This is a genomic window from Helicobacter zhangjianzhongii, from assembly GCF_030249855.1.
Taxonomy (GTDB): domain Bacteria; phylum Campylobacterota; class Campylobacteria; order Campylobacterales; family Helicobacteraceae; genus Helicobacter_B; species Helicobacter_B zhangjianzhongii.
Map to the genome: position 1 here is coordinate 93,693 of NZ_JANURN010000006.1, position 17,752 is coordinate 111,444.

Below are 17,752 nucleotides of genomic sequence, written 5' to 3' on the forward strand. Positions count from 1 at the left end.
CTTTAATTGCGCTCTTTATAATCTGTATAGGTAAAAGATTTCAATAGGCTAAAGCGATTGTTTTCTATGACACCAAGGCTAGGGAGTGGCACGCCGTTAAAAGTTGTGTTTTTGACAATAGTGTAATGCAGCATATCAAAAAACAGGATTCTATCGCCAACACACAAGGGCGTATCAAAGCTAAAATCTCCAATCACATCGCCAGAGAGGCAAGTAGGACCACCGAAGCGATAGTGATATGCACCTTGCATCTCGCCTAAATCTTGCTCAAGCATAGCGTTTTCTTTGCTGATTTTGGCACATTGTGGGCGATAGGGCATTTCTAGGCAATCAGGCATATGTGCAGATGCACTCACATCTAAAATCGCAATAGATCCGCTATTTTCCACAATATCCACGACTTCTGCAAGCAAGAATCCACACTGCCAGCCAACCGCTTCACCGGGCTCTAAGAAGACCTTAATTTGATTATGTCTTTGGCGGAAGTTTTTTATGAGCGTGATGAGATGGTGTGTGTCATAATCTGCCCTAGTGATATGATGACCACCACCGAAGTTTATCCACTGCATTTGTGGGATATATGTGCCAAAATGCTTCTCTATATGCTCTAGTGTGCGCTCTAGCGCATAGGAGTCTTGCTCGCAATGTGTGTGAAAGTGTAGCCCACAAATATCGGCAAGACCATAGGATTCTACACCTTTTTGAAACTCATCTGGTGTGATGCCAAGTCTGCTTTGTGGAGCGCAAGGATTATAGATAGGTGGGGTTACTTCACTATAAAGCGGATTGACACGCAAGCCCATTGAAATGGGTGATAGCCCAAGGGATTGTAATTGTTTGTTTTTTTCTTGGATAGTTGGTTTAAATTTTTGATATTGTGCAAAAGAGTTAAAAATAATGTGCGTGGCTATGGGAAGTAGGGCGGCAATTTCTTGTGGCTTAAAAGCTGGGGAAAACACACATACTTCTTTTTGGCTCTCTCTGCCACCTATTTCTTCAAATCCAAGCCTTGCTTCATAGATTCCACTTGCAGCACTACCGCTTAAAACTTGGCGCACATTGTGGAATCTCCGCCAAAAGGCATAGCCTTTAAGCGCGAGTAGAATCTTTGCGCCACTTTCTTTTTGGATTGTATCAAGTATGGCGAGATTAGAATCCAGTTTTGTGGATTCTAGGATATAGCTAGGCGATGGGATAGAGAAGTAGTCAATATGTGGATTTTGCATTATTTGATCATAAAATTTTTGATAACGCGTTCTACATCAAGCGGATTGGATTTGGATATGAAATCATTTGCCTTAAGAGACATTGCCATTTCTTCGTTGCTGCTACCACTCATTGATGAATTGACAACAATAGGGATATGTGCTGTTTGTGCGTTTGCTTTGACTTGTTTAATCACCTCAAAGCCGCTTGCCTCTGGCATTTCCAAGTCGGTGATGATAAGCCCTATATCATTGACATTTGTAGTAGGAGCAAAGAGATGATCAAGCAATCTCTTGCCGTTTAAGAAATCGTGATGAGTTACGCCAATGCGATCAAGGATAATGCGCATTGTTTTTAGCACGCTTGGGCTATCATCAGCAAGCAAGACTTCTTTGTTGGTGTGGATACGAGAGATTTTCTGCAAGTCTTCTTCCTTTTCTTTCTCTATCCAAGGGAAAACATCAACAAGCATTTTTTCTATATCGACAACTTGCACCAAGCGTCCATCAAAATAGCGCGTGCGGCTTACTAGCTTGCTAGTAGGGTTGCTGCCTACTGATCCGGTGCTTTGCTCTATCTCTGTCCATTTTTTGCTTAAGATTCTATCTGCTTCATACACGCGCACGCCAATTGTCCAGCGAGAAAACTCACAAATCATCACAATATCATCGCTGCCATCTTGCTGGATTTTATAGGGGCGCAGATCTTTAGTTTTATTTGCACTATCATAGAAAAACCACTTGCGCATATCAATAAGTGGGATAGTAAGCTCGCGGATCGTGATCAGCCCTTCTACAAGAGAGCTTGGCTCGTGGCTTACGATTGTGATGACACCGCGATATTTTACGACTTCACGGATTTTAAAAACATTTACCGCATAGAGATCTTTGCCTTTTTCAAGGCGGAAGCATAAAAGCTGGAGTTCGTTATTTTTATGGAGATTGGTAACCTGATCGACTTGAGATAGATTTGACATAAGCAATCCCTTTGAATTTTTTGGGCTATCATAGCATAAAAGCCCTTGATTATTGCATTAAAATTGTTTCAAAAACGCCTTGAGATTCTTGGCTGCTTGGCGGATCCTTTTCTCATTTTCTATAAGGGCTATTCTTACATATCCTTCGCCTTTCTCACCAAAGCCAATCCCCGGACTCACTGCGATTTTTGCTTCTTGTAAGAGTCGCTTAGAAAATTCCATACTCCCCAAATGTTCGCATTGTTTGGGCAGAGCAGCCCATACAAACATACTTGCACGACTAGCTTGGATCTCCCAGCCTGCATCGCAAAATGTCTGCACAAGAATATCCATACGCTTTTTGTAGGTATTAGTAATGTCTTTGACACATTGTTGTGAAGAATTTAGCGCGATTGTCGCGGCGACTTGCATAGGAGTGTAAATACCATAATCAAGCCAGCTTTTTATCTTTTGCAATGCATCGACTATTTTGTCATTCCCCACGACAAAGCCCACGCGCCAGCCCGCCATATTGTAGCTTTTGCTTAGTGTATAAGTCTCTACAGCTACATCAATCGCGCCTTTAACTTCAAAGATAGAAGGCGTTTTGTAGCCATCAAAGCTTAGGTCCGCATACGCAATATCGCTAATGATATAAAATCGCTCTTGCCTTGCCATAGCGACTAATCGCTCATAAAAATCTTTATAGACAATGACTGCAGTGGGATTGTGTGGAAAATTGACAACAACAAACTTCGGCTTTGGGATAGATTCTCTTAAAACACGCGTGAGATTATCAAAAAATGCTTCATAGCACAGCTCGCTTTTTTCGTTCCACTCTAGGGGGAAGCGAGCAACATTCGCGCCACTTAGGATAAAGGCATAGTAATGGATAGGGTAGGCTGGGTCTGGGACTATGGCTGTATCGCCCGGATTTGTGATTGCTTGCACAAGATGCACATAGCCTTCTTTGCTACCCATAGTGACGCACGCTTGTGTGTTTGGATCAAGATCTACGCCATATTTGCGCTTATACCAATCACAAATTGCCACGCGTAGCTTAAAAATCCCCCTACTCACAGAGTAGCCGTGATTTTTGGGCTTTTGGGCGGCTTCGCAAAGTTTATTGACTATGTGTTGTGGAGTCGGTCCATCTGGATTGCCCATAGAAAAATCAATCACATCTTCGCCATTTTGGCGCATAGCAAGCTTGATTTCATTGATAGCGGCAAATACATATTTTGGCAGTCTTTTGATCTTGTCAAAAGTTATTTCATCAAACATAGTTTCTCCTTGGATTCTACTTACGACCCTAGCTTGACTTCAATTTGCTTGATTAGGTCTGGATTCTCCGCATCGGTTATCATTACAAATGCACTTGCAGAATCTAGCCGCAAACTCATTGAAGACTTTTGACTTCCCTCAATGATTGCTTGCGTGATTTCTAGATTTTTGTCATAGCATATAATGCGCGGAGTCCATTTGGGGCTTGCGGTGATTTGCAAGATACCTGATTGCGGGGTGTTAAGCCAATATTGTCCGCTTACTTCCCGCAATGCTAGTGTGTTGTTTGGGGTTAGTGTCTTGGCATTAAATATTTGTAGATTCTGGGCTTGGACTGTATAGCTCCATTGATTGATGTCCTTGCGTGCAATGTCTTGCAAGAAGAATCCTCTTTTTTGTAATTCTCTATATAAAATGATTGGATCAAGGGCGTGCTCTGTGATAAGGGAGTATGATAGAAGTGATTTGCCCTGCACTCTGCTAGCTTGTGAGACCATAAAATACGAATACCCCATAGATGAGAGTAGGCTATTTAGTGTGTAGCTTAGGGCGATGAGAGAGGATTTTGACTCAAAGGATATTTGCAGCTCCATAGGCTGGGGAAACTTAAGCATCAATAAGCCGTTGTTCTTTAGCTCATAGATGATAGCACCGATATTTGGCGTGTTGTTTTCTAGGTAGAATTTTGCTTTGTTGGCAAATATTGTATCAATGAAGTTTTTGTTTTGTGTGTAGGTTGTCGTGCCGATAAGCTCTTGGATTTTAGTATCGATAACATCAGCATATATGAAGCCACTATAGACTAGGCAAAAAAGAGCGCAGATGAGCTTGTGTATAGCTCTCATTAGCGCACCTGTTCAGCTAGGCGTTTGTAGGTTTGAGGGTCAATCTTGCGGAATCCATTGTCTGGCTCATAAATGAAGTAAAGCGGATAGTTGCTCTTGGGGAAAGCAAATGGCTCGCCATTCATCGTGAGTGTAAAATTACTATGCCCAAAGGCGAGGAGCCAGCGGTGGTTGTCTGTTTTTATGGAGTAGGTGTCGCTTGTTACGCCTTGGTATTTTCGGCGGTTGGTATCAAGATCGACAATGTCAAACCACAAGTCCATATCGGCATTAAGCACCATAGCATTGCTTGGTGCTTGTGTGGATTCTAGGTGGCTAGAATCTGGCTCTTGTGTGCCTTGGGGTGTTTGCGTGCTATCGCTTGTGCTCTCATCTTGAGATGATTGTGGCTCATCGCTTGAAGTATTTTCTTGTGTGGATTCTAGGGTGGTGTCATCAGTAGCTTGTGTCAAGTCTTGCTCATTGCTTTGCACATCGCTTTCTTGCGTAATTTCTTGTGGGCTTGGCTGGCTTTTGTATTTGCTGGCGATATTTTGATAGATGAGATAGGCAAAAATCACAATCGCCACGCTCACAAGTGTGAGATAGAACTTTTGCTTGGAGTTGGCTTGCTTCTTGCGCTCATCAATGGCATCGTAGCGTTGTTTTTGCGTATCTAGACTTAGATCTTGCACTTGCACGCTCTTTTCAGTAGGCTCTTCTATGGTGGTGGTGTTGTGCTGGTCGTCATAGGCTTTTAGCACGCCGGATAAATCAAGCTTGTATTCTCTCTCTAGAATCTGCAAGAATCCCACTAAATGCACGCGTTGGGTATGCTCAAACTGCTTGTCAAGAATATCTTGTATCCTTGAAGTGGAGATTCTTGTCTGTTTGGCGATTTCTTTCACGCCTATTTTGCGGAGTTTTTCTAAGTTTTCTTCCATAGTTTAGCCTTTGTTAGAATCTAAATATGCCATCATAATGCCCGCTGCCACACTCACATTAAGCGAATTAAAGCTGTTGTGCATTTGTATGGATAATATTCTATCGAGTTTTTTGGCAATTTTATCATACAAACCTTGCGATTCATCGCCTAGAAACATCGCCCACTTTTTGGCGGGATTGAAGTGGGCGATGTTGTCTCCACGCATATCTGCCCCATACAGAGCAAAGCCTGCCATTTTTAGCTCATTGATACGATCAAGGATATTTTCTACCACACAAAATGGCAAGCCAAATGCCGCCCCAGATGATGCGCGTAAAATCTGCTCGATTTTGGGGGATTTGATTTGGGCGATGATGATGGCTTCAACGCCTAGGGCATAAGCACTGCGGAAAATCCCGCCGATATTGCCCATATCGCTAATCCCACATAGCACAAGGATTTTTTGGCATTGCTTGATATGGGCAAAGGAGGTGGATTCTAGCGGAGTGATACGCGCTAATACGCCTTGATGATTGCCGCCACGCGCTAGGGCTTGAGCCTTTTTGCTATCAAGGCGCAAGATGGGCTTGCGGCAGGATTTGATCGTGGCAAAAAGCCTAGAATCCACTTCTTTGGCTAAATATAGCTCACAGATTTTATCGCTGTGATGGGCTATTGCATATAGCACGATTTGTTTGCCGTAGATGATCATAGCCCACCTTCATCACATCTGCTTTGGTCGCGCAAAATTTGCTCATAGAGTGTTTTGGTGTCTATGCCATTTAGGCGCGATAGGAGCTTTGCCTTGTGTTTGGGGGCTAGGGGCAAGGCGAGAATATCGCTTTCATACAAGTGGATTCTAGGCGGAGTTGTGGCTTGCAGGATTAGAATCCACTCGCCCTGCGTGTTTGCTTGTCGCAAGGCTTGTAGCACCTCTTGTGGCGTGCCTTGTGTGCGCGATTGGTAAAGCTTGCTGATCTCTTTGATAGCAGTGATATGCGCGCTAGGCAGTAGCTCTGCGATGTCTTGCAAGGATTCTAGCAGTCTATGTGGGCTTTCATAGAAAATGACAGGCACACGAGATTCTAATAAGCGCAAGATTTGGTGCTTTCTATCCTGCTTTTTATGCGCAAGAAATCCGCCAAAGACAAATTCTTGCGAGCTGATACCACTCATCGCCCAGCCTGCCACAAGTGCGCAAGCCCCGGGCAGCACATCATAGTCTATTTTATGCTCTATGCAGTAGCGCACAAGCTCCGCGCCCGGATCGCAAATGCTTGGCATACCTGCATCGCTTATGTAAATCACATTAGCGTGGAAAAATTCTTGCGTAAAGCTTGCAAAGAGCTTTTGTTGATTGTGTGAGTGTAGGGGGATAAATTGCCTTGCTTGTGGGTCTAGTGTAGTAGCACTGCTATCAAGCATAGATAGCAGTGTGCTAAAGCGATCAGCTAGTAGTGTATAAAGTCTTTTGGCTACTCTTGTGTCTTCACATAGGACGATCTCCGCGCTAGCAAGAGCGCAAAGACTTCGTATGGTAATATCGCCAAGATTCCCTATAGGTGTGGGGACAAGCAGTAGCACTGGCTATTTTAGGTTGTATTTTTGGCGGAATTTCTCTACTCGTCCTGTTGCATCGGCGATTTTATCGCTTCCTGTGTAAAAGGGGTGGCAGAAGCTTGATATATCGATACGAAGCTCGGGCTTTGTGCTAAGGACTTCGATTTCTTTGCCGCTTGTTACGCAAGTTACTTTGCAGGGGATATATTTTGGGTGGATGCCTTTTTTCATAGTGTGGTCCTTGTGTTGTGGATTGTATAAATCGGCGATTATACTCACACAAGTCTAAAAAAATTATAAAAGCGTGTGATTGATCGTGTGGATTTGTGTAGATTCCTAGAATCCACTTTTATCAAAAGTGGATTCTAGCGCAGTGGCAAGAAATAGACTCTAGGCTATAAACTCTTCTAGCTTTGAGCCTGCTTGGCTTAGTAGGTCTGCTTGGATTTTTTGGTTGAAGTGATATACTCTGTCTTTGACCTTGTCAAAATACACAGCAAACTTCTCAGCCAAAGACTCATCAATATCGACTTCTTCGTATTCTGGAAGCATAATATACCACTCCTTATCCTCTTGCGTCTCTTCATCAAAGCTCTCTCCCCCTACCTCTAGCACTTCTTGCAGCACTTTTAGGCACTTTGCTTTGCGATTTTTATCGTGCGGATACAGATATGCACTAAAGCTAGCCTTTTTCTCGCAGTATGCTTCTACTTCGATGACAAAGCACATATCACTCTCATCAAAATCACTATGCCATAATGTGATGTGGCTTTTTGTCGTTTCCGCGCTATATTTTTGCGTGCCTACAAGGCTTGCATAGATGGCTGCGATTTGACTCTTTACTAGTTTTTCAAGATGTGTCATTGACTCTCCTTTGAGGTTTGTTTGGTGGGATCTCGCTTGCGCGAAATCCTTGGTCGAAGTTATAGCAAAGGGCTTTGACAGCGTTATGTCAAAGGATTGAATGACAGAAAAAACGCAATGAGTCAAAAGTGGATTCTAGGGGTGCGTGTTTTGTGTGATGTTTGTATGGATTGCCACGCCTTGCCTTAGGGCAAGGCTCGCAATGACGATAAAAAGAGGCGTTAAGGCTAGAATCCACTTTTTATGGAAAGCTTGGGTCGCTTCGCTCTCTCGCAATGACAGCTGAGCTTTGTCATCGCGAGCCGCTGCGATAGTAGCGGCGTGGCGATCTATACTAGAATCCACTTTTCAAAAAGTGGATTCTAGGCTAAAGAGCGGATTCTAAATGCTTGTCAAAACTTTGGAAAAATATCTCCCCTGCTTCTTGGGTAGATAGGTGGATTGCTTGGGGATTTGGGCTAGAATCCACTTGTATGCTGATATGCTCTCCCCCTACCTCCCCCAACAGCAAGCAAGAAATATTATGCCTCTGTGCTAGCTCTTGCAGCTGCGCAAAATCGCCTGTCTCCACCACCACGCAGCTTTGTGTCTGGGAAAAAAGCATTTCGCGCTTAGGCAGGGCGATTTGCACCGCACAGCCAAGCCTGCTAAAGATAGCCATCTTTGCCAATGCTATGCCTAGCCCCCCCTCGCCCACTTCTTTCGCGCAAGTGATGAGCTTGGACTCTATCCCCTCTAGCAAGAGATCCCAGAGCCGCTTCTCGCGTGCTAGATCGATATGCGGCGCATCACCGCTTGGGGTAATCTCGCTCTGCCTAGAATCCATCTTTGCGTTTTGGGCGGTGTCGCTAGAATCCACTTTTTCTAAAGAAGCTACGCTTTGAATGTCGGTAGTTTTTTTATTTTCGGCTGATTTTTCAAAAGTGGATTCTACTTCAAGCTGCTCGCGGCAGGATTTTTGAGCTAAAAATGGGGCTTTGCAAGGCGATTCAAGGGATTTACCTTGTGTGGTAATGAGCGCAGAATCGCCGCAGCAAAACAAGGGATACCGCTCGGCGTTAGCCGATGTTTCTTTAGAATCGCCATTTTTAGCCAAAAAGCCAACGCGCGAATCCATAGAAAACGCGCCCATTTGTGCGAGCTTCTCTAACACACTCCCCCCAAAGTCTTCACCAATCTCGCCTAGCAGGGCGATTTTGCTCCCCTCTTTTGTGAAAGCAGAGTCGATGACATTAAGCGGATCTTTGGCTAGCCCTACGCTTACAATCGTTGGGGTCGGGTAAATATCTGTCGTATTTGTTTGATTATAGAGCGAGACATTGCCGCTTACCACAGGGGTTTGCAGCACTTCGCACGCCTCTTTGATACCTTCACAGCTCTCTTTGAACTGCCACATTACTTCAGGGTTGTTTGGGTTGCCAAAGTTTAGGCAATCACTTATTGCTAGGGGTCTTATGCCTCTTGTAGCGCATTTTCTCCCTGCTCTGGCGACAGCGATCTTGGCTCCTTCTCTTGGGTTTAGGTAGCAGTAGCGCACAGGCGCGTGGATAGCCATACCAAGAGCTGCGCCATTTTCTTTCACGCGGATTATGCTGCCTTCACCTTGTCCTGCTGCGATGAGTGTGTTTGTCTGCACGCTGCTATCATATTGGCTATAAATCCACTCTTTATCACAAATATCAATACTCCCTAGCAAAAGGCGCGCTATGTCTGTGAGACTATGTGCAGCGGTGTGGTGCTGCAAGGATTCTAGGGGATTTTTCGCACGCACACGCGCGATGTAGGCAGGCTCTTTTGTGGGGAGGTGTAGCATAGGGGCATTGTCTGTGATGGGGGCAATGGGGATATGCGCTACCTTTTGCTCCCCCCAAAATAGCTCCATATCGCCACTTTGGGTTACTTCGCCAATCACTTCGCAATCAAGCTCCCATTTATCAAAGATCGCTTTAATCTGCTCCTCCGCGCCCTTTTTCGCGCAAATGAGCATTCTCTCTTGGGATTCACTTAGCATAAGCTCATAGGCGTTCATAGCCTTTTCACGCATAGGCACTCTATCAAGGTAGAGCTTCATTCCGCTTCCGCTTCGCCCAGCCATTTCAAAGCTAGAGCTAGTAAGCCCAGCAGCCCCCATATCTTGGATACCGATGATCAAATCTTGCGTAAAGAGCTCTAGGCAGGCTTCAAGCAGGAGCTTTTCTGTAAAAGGATCGCCCACTTGCACCGTTGGACGCAAGCTTTTAGAATCTTCATTGAAAGAATCGCTACTCATCACCGCCCCACCTAAGCCATCTCGCCCTGTTTTGCTCCCTACATATAGCACGGGATTGCCATTGCCCTGTGCTTTAGCGTAGAAAATCTCTTGTGCTTTAGCGATCCCTAGGCAAAAGGCATTGACCAAAATATTGCCATTGTAGCAAGGCTCAAAGTTTGTTTCCCCGCCGATAGTTGGCACGCCCATACAATTCCCATAGCCGCCAATCCCTGCTACCACGCCTTTAAGCAAGGATTTATGCTTTCTGCCTATCTCATCATCTCGCCAGATTTCGCCAAAACGGATAGAATCTAAGCTTGCCACTGGACGCGCACCCATTGTGAAAATATCGCGCATAATCCCGCCCACACCCGTTGCTGCCCCAGCATAAGGCTCGATGAAGCTAGGGTGATTGTGAGACTCTACCTTAAACACCGCGGCATAGCCACCGCCTATATCGATCACGCCGGCATTTTCCCCCGGACCTTGGATCACCCAAGGTGCGCTTGTGGGGAAGCCTTTTAGGTAGATTTTGCTGGATTTGTAGCTGCAATGCTCGCTCCACATTGCCGAGAAAATCCCAAGCTCCACGAGATTTGGCTCTCGCCCCAAAATCGCTAGAATCTGCTTGTAGTCATCATTGGAGAGTTTATGTGCTTGCAATGCGCTTGGCATATCTTGTATGGCAAAAGTCTTGTCCATTGAGAATCCTTAACAAAGTGCTGTGATATAGATGTGAAAGATTGGCATTGTAGCAGTTGATTCTTTGTATTTGTATTAAGCTTATGTGTAAGGTTTATTAAAGGTTTATAAATTACAATATACTTTTTTGAGTCGCAAGACACACGCCCCCATTACCCAAATACCCTAGGAGAGAGAATGAAGTATATTAAGTTTTTCAAAGAGCTCAATAATAAAGATGTCCCGCTTGTCGGTGGTAAGAACGCTAGTATTGGCGAGATGTTTCAAGAGCTTGTCCCTGTTGGGATTAAGGTGCCAAATGGCTTTGCTATCACAAGCGATGCGTATTGGTATCTTTTGGATTCTGGTGGGATCCGGCAAAAGATCATCGATCTGCTTGCTGGTGTTGATGTTACAGAAATTGATGTGCTTAAGACTCGCTCAAAGCAGATCCGTGAGCTGATATTTGGCACGCCATTGCCGACAGATTTGCGCGATGAGATCTTTGAAGCATATAGGATTTTGAGTGAAGAATATGGTATGAAATATGCTGATGTGGCGGTTCGCAGCTCGGCTACTGCGGAGGATCTGCCAGATGCGAGCTTTGCGGGACAGCAAGATACTTATCTAAGCGTAAAGGGACAAACAGATTTGGTGCATTACATTAAATCCTGCTTTGCTTCACTTTTTACCGATAGGGCAGTGAGCTACCGCGCTTCTAGGGGATTTGATCATTTTAAGGTGGCTTTGTCTGTGGGCGTGCAGAAAATGGTGCGTGCAGATAAGGGCAGTGCTGGGGTGATGTTTTCTATCGATACAGAAACAGGCTTTAAAGATGCGGTGTTTATCACCTCTAGCTGGGGACTTGGGGAAAATGTCGTAGGCGGCACGGTGAATCCTGATGAATTTTATGTCTTTAAACCTACGCTCAAAGAGGGCAAACGCCCCATTATCAAACGCCAGCTAGGGCATAAACATCAAAAAATGGTCTATGCTACACCCGGCGATCCACACCCTACGAAAAATATCCAAACCACCCAAGAAGAAATGCGCACCTTTTCTATCACAGATGCAGATATTTTGACGCTTGCGCGCTATGCGATAAAGATCGAGGAGCATTACACCAAAGAAGCAGGCGAGTATCGCCCTATGGATATGGAGTGGTCTAAAGATGGCGAGAGTGGGGAGATATTTATCGTGCAAGCTCGCCCAGAAACCGTGCAGAGCCAAAAGAGCAAAAATGGCTGCGCACAAAGGCTGGAGAAATTTCGCTTCAAAGACAAAGATGCAGGGCGAGAGGTGATACTCACAGGGCGTGCGATCGGCGGGAAGATTGGGCACGGAAAAGTGCGGATCATCAACGATTTAGAGCATATGAATACCTTTAAAGAGGGTGAGATTCTTGTAACAGATAATACCGACCCAGACTGGGAGCCGGCGATGAAAAAGGCAGCGGCTGTCATCACCAATCGTGGTGGGCGCACTTGCCACGCGGCTATCGTGGCGCGTGAAATTGGCGTGCCAGCGATTGTGGGGGCTGTGGGCGCGACAGATAGGCTCTATACAGGTATGGAGATCACGGCATCTTGTGCTGAGGGGGAAGAGGGCTATATCTATAATGGTATCCACCCCTTTGAGATTGAAACTATTGAGCTTAGCAATCTTGGGCAGACAAAGACAAAAATCTATATGAATATCGGCAATCCAGAGAAGGCGTTTGGATTTTCACAGCTGCCAAACGATGGCGTAGGGCTTGCGCGTATGGAGCATATTATCCTAAATCAAATCAAAGCCCATCCGCTTGCGCTGCTTGATTTGCAAAATGGCAAAAAGGACATAAAAGACAAAGAAGAGATAGAAAAGCTCATCTCTGGCTATGAGAGTCCTAAGGACTTTTTCATCAAAAAGATCGCTGAAGGTATGGGTATGATCTCTGCGGCGTTTTACCCTAAGCCTGTAATCGTGCGTGTGAGTGATTTTAAGTCTAATGAATACCGCGGTATGATTGGTGGGCTAGCGTATGAGCCACTAGAAGAAAATCCAATGCTTGGCTATCGTGGGGCGAGTCGATATTACTCGGATCTCTATCGCACGGCGTTTGAGTGGGAGTGCGAGGCTCTTAGTATGGTGCGAGAGGAAATGGGGCTTACTAATATGAAGGTGATGGTGCCATTTCTTCGCACGCCAGAAGAGGGGAAAAAGGTGCTTGAGATTATGCGCCGTAATGGGCTAGAATCTGGCAAAAATGGCTTAGAAATCTATGTGATGTGCGAGCTGCCTGTGAATGTGATTTTGGCAGATGAATTTTTAAGTATGTTTGATGGCTTCTCCATTGGCTCAAATGACCTGACACAGCTTACTTTGGGCGTAGATCGCGATGGGCAGCTTGTAAGCCATATCTTTGATGAGCGCAATCCTGCTATGCTAGAGATGTTTAAGCGCGCGATTGCAGCGTGTAAAAAGCACGGCAAATATTGCGGGATCTGTGGGCAGGCTCCAAGCGATTATCCCGAAATTGCGGAGTTTTTGGTAAAAGAGGGGATCAACTCTATTTCTTTAAATCCGGATTCTGTGGTGGCTACTTGGACGCGTATAGCTGATCTTGAAAAGACATTGAAATAGGAAAGTGGGCTAGTTATGTATAGATTGGCTTATCTTGTGGCTATGTCGTTTGGGCTTGTGCTGCTTGGCTGTGGCGGTGTGCAGTATGTGGATAATGTGGATTCTAGGGAACACTCTTCTTTAGGGATTGATTATCACGACTTGGAAAAGGCAGCAAGTGATAATATAAAATCCTTGCTTGAGAGTGGGTATGTGCGCTCTCTAGCAGGTCTCTCAAAGCCCAAAGTGCTGGCGATTTCTGATGTGTTAAATGACACTATGCAGCACTTCTCTACCGAAGAGCTTACGCGCAAAATCACACGAGATATGCGCAATAGTGGGAAATTTATTTTGACAATGGCGTTTGCAGGCAGTGGTGGCAGCAAGGATAAAATGCTAGACTCCGTGCGAGAGGCGCGCGAAAACGATGAAGTCAATCAATATGGAGTCCCAGAAAAGGGCAATATCATCGCCCCAGAGCTATCGCTATCTGGGAAGATTATCCAGCGCAATACAAAGGTAAAATCCAAGCAAAGGGTGGATTACTTTTTTCTCCTGACACTTACAGATCTCAAGAGTGGGCTTGTGGTGTGGGATAATGAAGTAAATATCATTAAAGTGGGGAAGAAATCTTCAGCGTGGTAAAAGTGGATTCTAATCACTAGATAATGACTATATGACAAGTAAGGATTGATGTATATGGAAGGGCAGCTTATGGCATTAGCCATTGAGACCTATAAGATCACATTGCTCATTTCTCTGCCGATTTTAGCCACAGGGCTTGTGGTGGGGCTTTTGATCAGTATCTTTCAAGCGACAACACAGATCAATGAAATGACGCTTTCATTTGTGCCTAAGATCCTAGCGGTCATTGCGGTGATTATTTTCACAATGCCGTGGATGCTTACAATGCTTACAGACTATACGAAAAACATTATCGAGCTAATCCCAAAATTCATCAGCTAGTATGCGTGAGAGTTGCGTAGATTTTGCTAAATATAGTAGCTTGAAGATCGGCGGTTTGACGCCTGTTGTCGTGCTAGAAAAGGGCGATGAAGCGCACTTTAGCGCAATGCAGGCATATCGATGTATAGGACACGCATATAATCTCCTAGTCTCACCAAATGCAAAACACCTAGCAATGCTTAGTAAGGAGTTTGACTATATCTGTGAGAGTGAAGAGTGGGTAGAAGTGGGGGCTATGACGCCAAGTGGGAAGATTTTTGCGTTTTTTCGTGATCGAGATCTGTGTGGGCTGGAATTTTTGCAGGCATTGCCCGGTAGTGCCGGGGGGCTTTTGATGATGAATGCTGGTATGAAGCAATATGAGATGAAAGATGTCGTGCTAAGCGCGTGTGTCAATGGTGCGTGGGAAGAGAATCTGGGGCTGGCGTATAGGAGTAGCAATATTAGTGGGATTATTAGTGCTATGCGATTTAAGAAGCAAGTAGGCTTTAGGGAAGAGGTGCTACAAGCGTGCAAGATGATGAGAAAAACCCACCCCAAACTCCCTAGCTGTGGCAGCTGTTTTAAAAACCCTAGCGGAGATTATGCAGGGAGATTGCTCGAGCTAGTAGGGCTAAAAGGCTTTATGAAAAATGGCGTGGGCTTTAGCGAGCAGCACGCAAATTTCTTGGTCCATCGTGGTGGAGCGAGCTTTGAAGATGCATTGTGGGTGATAGAATACGCACAAACAATTGTCCAAGATCGCTTTGGAATCCACCTAGAGCCTGAAGTGCGGATTCTAGGCTAGGCTATGGTATATACTGCCACTGCTGTGTGTCCGTAGGCATTAGGTGGAATCTTGATAAACGATCTGCCGATAAACCCTGCTTTGTTGATAAATTTTCTTAGCAATCCCCTGTCTATGAGCGGAGTGGGTAAAAAGAGCTTTGCCCACATTGTGGCTTTGTAAAAATCAATATGTTCGGGCTGGACTTGCTCGTGATAAATCTCTAGTAATTCAAGATTGAAAATATTGGCTATTTCTTGGAGAGTTTTGTCGCTAAAGCGGGAGATATGATGAGGCGGCATATTTAAAACACCATTGACACAATATTGCAAGAAGCTATCTTGGCTAGGCACAGCTATGATTAAATATGGAGTTTTATTTATCCCCCCCCCCCCCCGTTAGAATATCTCTCTGTAAGCAATCAATCTGTGATTGCAAAAAAGTATGAGGATTGCTAACATGCTCTAAAACTTGAAAGCTACAAGCGACATCAAATTGCTTGGAATGTGAGTTTGCATATTCTTCAATGGATATGTTCTCAATCAAGATTCCATCTTTTGCTGCCATTTGCTTTGCTTGTGTGCTAAACTCTAAGCCGACATAGTGGGGCTTGGCTTCTTGTGGGAGAAAGCGGGCAAATGCGGCTTTGCCACAGCCAACTTCTAGCACTTTAGAATCCTTAGCAATGAACTTTTTAGCAAAGTGATATTCGTGCTTCTCGCTAAAATAATACCAATCAAGCTGATTTAGGGCATTATAGAAGGCATTATCGCCAGTGGGGATAGAGCCATCTTTGCAAGTAAAAAAGCTAAGATCGCAAACATTGCAGTGATGATAGAGTAAGTCACTTGAGATAAGTGAATCTATTGCAACGCCGGGGAAACTTTTATAAAGTGCGATAATATCATCTCTGGCAATTTCTTGTGTAATGTGTGTATCATTGCTATGGCAGAGTATGCAAGGTTGTGGTTTCATCTAATCTCTCCTTTTATTTTTTAATTTTCTAAACAATCTCACACAGGGTCTAAGCACAAATCGCACCATATTCAGCAAGGGGAATAAACATCTGCTCCCCCCCCCCCGCTAATTTCACGGCTAAACTTGCTTGTGTAGATTTAGATTTATGATAAATTTGGACATACTCCGCCCCTTGTATATTGCCAATGTATGTAACGCCCATAAGCGTGGCGATATGCTTAAAAGTGTAGCGGAAGTGGAAATGCTTTGGTAAATGGCAGTCAATTACAGGGTAAAAACAATTACCAATGAGTGCCTTGCCACCTACTTGCAGACTTTCAAGCATTGTATTGAATGTCTCTAGCACATTATCTACATGTTCTAGCACATCTGTTGAAATAAGGCAGTCGTAATAATCTTTTTTTAGCTCGCTGACAAAGCATATATTGGTAAAATTTGCTATACATTTTTTGCCATATTCGCTCGGGAATGGTTCATATATATCAATCTCTATATTTGGGCAAATCTGTGCTATCTCTCTTGCCAAAGTGCCAAATCCTCCCCCATAATCACAAATGCGTTTAAAGCCTTGCTGTGCGATATACAAAGCTATACTTTTGCGTATTTGCATTGAAAGATCGTGTGTTTCTATAAAAAGCCCATTGAGCAGCCATACTGGGTGGGCGTAAAATTGAGCGATTTTATCCCAATCTAATTTTTTGTTATCACAGCCCATATCCTGCCAAGTTTTATTGAGTAGATACCAAATTTGTTCTAAGTCATCGGTAATATCCGGATTTTGAGATTCTAATAAGCGTTCTACACCTAGTTTTTCTTGCTCTGTGAGATTTTTCTCTTGTAAGTTGATAGTCATTTTCTCTCCTTGTTTAAGTTGTATCAAGATGTTACAATGCGTCTTTTGCGAATCTTAAAGGCAGATTCTAGCATAAAATTTTCCTTGAAAAACACACGAGGTAGGGCGTGGATATGCCTAGCGTGTTGGGGATAAATGCTTCCGTGTCTCGTTGTGGTAGCAGTTTTAAAGCCTAGGTTTTGAATAAGTGAAAAATGATGTGGGCTTACTTCTATTCTACTACCAAAAGGATAGGCAAAATGCGTAGGCGTGAAGTGCAGATGTTGTAAAAAAAGTTTTTGGGCTTTTGCTATGTCTTGTGCTATTTCATCATTGCTAAGATTATTAAAAATGGGGTGTGAGTGAGTGTGGCAGCCTATGGTGCAAAGTTGTCTTTGCCCCCCCCCCCCCAGCGTATTTTGCAGCTTTTGAGTATGGAGGAAGGCTATATCTTCCCAAGAAAGTGTGAGATTATCATAATCGCGTGGATTATAGAAGATTCCAAAATTTTCAAGGGTTTGTTTGCAGTTTTCATAGCTATCAATTTGTGTGATTATATTGGCTCTCATTGTAAGAAACATCGCTTCTTTCAAAGCTTTTGTTGAAATGTCATATTTTGTATTGTTGTAAATAATGTTGCTGTGTTTTAAGAGATAATCTTCTAGTGCAAACCACCACATATTATGGCTAGATTTTGGAAAAGAGGTGCAAACATAAATGCAGAATGGAATATTGTATTTGGCAAAAATAGGATAGCCAAAAGTCAAATTATCCTTATAACCATCATCAATGGTTATGCAGATGAAGTATTCAGGCAAATCATTATGTAGTAACCCTTCATAGAGTTCATCAAGACTGATGAAGTGATATTTTGAATCTAATGCTTGAGTAATGAAGGATTCTAAAAACTCAGGACTTACTTTCATATGTTCATTTGGTGAAAGTTTATCCTCAAAAGGAGCAATTCTATGGAGCATTACAATCATTCCCTTTCCTTTGAAAAAACGCTGAATAGATTTAAACTGCGAGAGGGTATCGCGTATTTTGTTGATGTAATAT

Annotated in this window: 19 protein-coding genes; 4 read left to right on the plus strand and 15 right to left on the minus strand. The window is 43.9% G+C overall.

The genetic code is table 11. The annotated features are described in order from the left end of the window. Positions 1-2: 2 nt before the first annotated feature. The 11 genes from nspC to purL all read right to left on the minus strand — a co-directional run bounded on the left by nspC (position 3) and on the right by purL (position 10,571). Positions 3-1,226, minus strand: a complete 1,224-nt coding sequence (gene nspC, locus NYG90_RS07330; RefSeq protein WP_115011771.1) for a carboxynorspermidine decarboxylase — start codon at positions 1,224-1,226, stop codon at positions 3-5. Further along, a complete protein-coding gene (locus NYG90_RS07335) occupies positions 1,226-2,182 on the minus strand; it encodes a chemotaxis protein (RefSeq protein WP_115011772.1) in 957 nt (318 codons plus the stop codon). The genes nspC and NYG90_RS07335 overlap by 1 nt, the downstream gene beginning before the upstream one ends. Positions 2,183-2,239: 57 nt before the next feature. Further along, a complete protein-coding gene (locus tag NYG90_RS07340) occupies positions 2,240-3,445 on the minus strand; it encodes an LL-diaminopimelate aminotransferase (RefSeq protein ID WP_285257270.1) in 1,206 nt (401 codons plus the stop codon). 20 nt (positions 3,446-3,465) lie between these two features. After that, positions 3,466-4,290 carry a hypothetical protein gene (locus NYG90_RS07345; RefSeq protein ID WP_285257269.1) on the minus strand — a complete coding sequence of 275 codons (825 nt, stop codon included), beginning with the start codon at positions 4,288-4,290 and terminating at the stop codon, positions 3,466-3,468. Next, positions 4,290-5,213 carry a RodZ family helix-turn-helix domain-containing protein gene (locus NYG90_RS07350; protein WP_285257268.1) on the minus strand — a complete coding sequence of 308 codons (924 nt, stop codon included), beginning with the start codon at positions 5,211-5,213 and terminating at the stop codon, positions 4,290-4,292. The genes NYG90_RS07345 and NYG90_RS07350 overlap by 1 nt, the downstream gene beginning before the upstream one ends. A gap of 3 nt (positions 5,214-5,216) precedes the next feature. After that, positions 5,217-5,906 carry a 23S rRNA (guanosine(2251)-2'-O)-methyltransferase RlmB gene (gene rlmB, locus NYG90_RS07355; protein ID WP_285257267.1) on the minus strand — a complete coding sequence of 230 codons (690 nt, stop codon included), beginning with the start codon at positions 5,904-5,906 and terminating at the stop codon, positions 5,217-5,219. Continuing rightward, positions 5,903-6,778 carry a 16S rRNA (cytidine(1402)-2'-O)-methyltransferase gene (gene rsmI, locus NYG90_RS07360; protein WP_285257266.1) on the minus strand — a complete coding sequence of 292 codons (876 nt, stop codon included), beginning with the start codon at positions 6,776-6,778 and terminating at the stop codon, positions 5,903-5,905. The genes rlmB and rsmI overlap by 4 nt, the downstream gene beginning before the upstream one ends. Before the next feature lie 3 nt (positions 6,779-6,781). Continuing rightward, a complete protein-coding gene (gene rpmE, locus NYG90_RS07365) occupies positions 6,782-6,985 on the minus strand; it encodes a 50S ribosomal protein L31 (RefSeq protein ID WP_285257265.1) in 204 nt (67 codons plus the stop codon). A 159-nt stretch (positions 6,986-7,144) separates the two neighbouring features. Further along, positions 7,145-7,618 (minus strand): hypothetical protein, encoded by a 474-nt coding sequence (locus NYG90_RS07370; RefSeq protein ID WP_115011779.1) that lies wholly within the window; start codon positions 7,616-7,618, stop codon positions 7,145-7,147. A gap of 135 nt (positions 7,619-7,753) precedes the next feature. Beyond that, positions 7,754-7,963: a hypothetical protein gene (locus NYG90_RS07375; protein WP_285257264.1), complete on the minus strand. Its 210-nt coding sequence runs from the start codon at positions 7,961-7,963 to the stop codon at positions 7,754-7,756. Positions 7,964-7,985: 22 nt separating this feature from the next. Next, positions 7,986-10,571 carry a phosphoribosylformylglycinamidine synthase subunit PurL gene (purL, locus tag NYG90_RS07380; RefSeq protein WP_285257263.1) on the minus strand — a complete coding sequence of 862 codons (2,586 nt, stop codon included), beginning with the start codon at positions 10,569-10,571 and terminating at the stop codon, positions 7,986-7,988. A gap of 177 nt (positions 10,572-10,748) precedes the next feature. Here purL and ppsA point away from each other — a divergent pair, with 177 nt between their 5' ends. Genes ppsA through NYG90_RS07400 form a run of 4 tightly spaced genes read left to right on the plus strand, consistent with a single transcriptional unit; the run spans position 10,749 to position 14,904 of the window. Beyond that, positions 10,749-13,172 carry a pyruvate, water dikinase gene (gene ppsA, locus NYG90_RS07385; RefSeq protein WP_285257262.1) on the plus strand — a complete coding sequence of 808 codons (2,424 nt, stop codon included), beginning with the start codon at positions 10,749-10,751 and terminating at the stop codon, positions 13,170-13,172. 15 nt (positions 13,173-13,187) lie between these two features. Beyond that, on the plus strand, positions 13,188-13,796 hold the full coding sequence (gene lpoB, locus NYG90_RS07390) for a penicillin-binding protein activator LpoB (RefSeq protein ID WP_285257261.1): 609 nt from the start codon (positions 13,188-13,190) through the stop codon (positions 13,794-13,796). Positions 13,797-13,850: 54 nt separating this feature from the next. Then, a complete protein-coding gene (gene fliQ, locus NYG90_RS07395; RefSeq protein ID WP_115011786.1) occupies positions 13,851-14,117 on the plus strand; it encodes a flagellar biosynthesis protein FliQ in 267 nt (88 codons plus the stop codon). A gap of 1 nt (position 14,118) precedes the next feature. Further along, on the plus strand, positions 14,119-14,904 hold the full coding sequence (locus NYG90_RS07400) for a UDP-N-acetylmuramate dehydrogenase (RefSeq protein ID WP_285257260.1): 786 nt from the start codon (positions 14,119-14,121) through the stop codon (positions 14,902-14,904). On the opposite strand, the gene NYG90_RS07405 is transcribed toward NYG90_RS07400, so the two are convergent. From NYG90_RS07405 to NYG90_RS07420, 4 genes are read right to left on the minus strand one after another with little or no spacing between them, the layout of a single operon-like run. Continuing rightward, positions 14,901-15,236: a hypothetical protein gene (locus NYG90_RS07405; protein ID WP_285257259.1), complete on the minus strand. Its 336-nt coding sequence runs from the start codon at positions 15,234-15,236 to the stop codon at positions 14,901-14,903. The genes NYG90_RS07400 and NYG90_RS07405 overlap by 4 nt on opposite strands. A gap of 22 nt (positions 15,237-15,258) precedes the next feature. Next, a complete protein-coding gene (locus NYG90_RS07410) occupies positions 15,259-15,858 on the minus strand; it encodes a class I SAM-dependent methyltransferase (RefSeq protein WP_285264893.1) in 600 nt (199 codons plus the stop codon). Positions 15,859-15,907: 49 nt separating this feature from the next. Beyond that, positions 15,908-16,714 (minus strand): methyltransferase domain-containing protein, encoded by an 807-nt coding sequence (locus tag NYG90_RS07415; RefSeq protein WP_285264894.1) that lies wholly within the window; start codon positions 16,712-16,714, stop codon positions 15,908-15,910. Positions 16,715-16,737: 23 nt separating this feature from the next. After that, positions 16,738-17,679: a polysaccharide deacetylase family protein gene (locus tag NYG90_RS07420; RefSeq protein WP_285264895.1), complete on the minus strand. Its 942-nt coding sequence runs from the start codon at positions 17,677-17,679 to the stop codon at positions 16,738-16,740. Between the last annotated feature and the right edge of the window lie 73 nt (positions 17,680-17,752).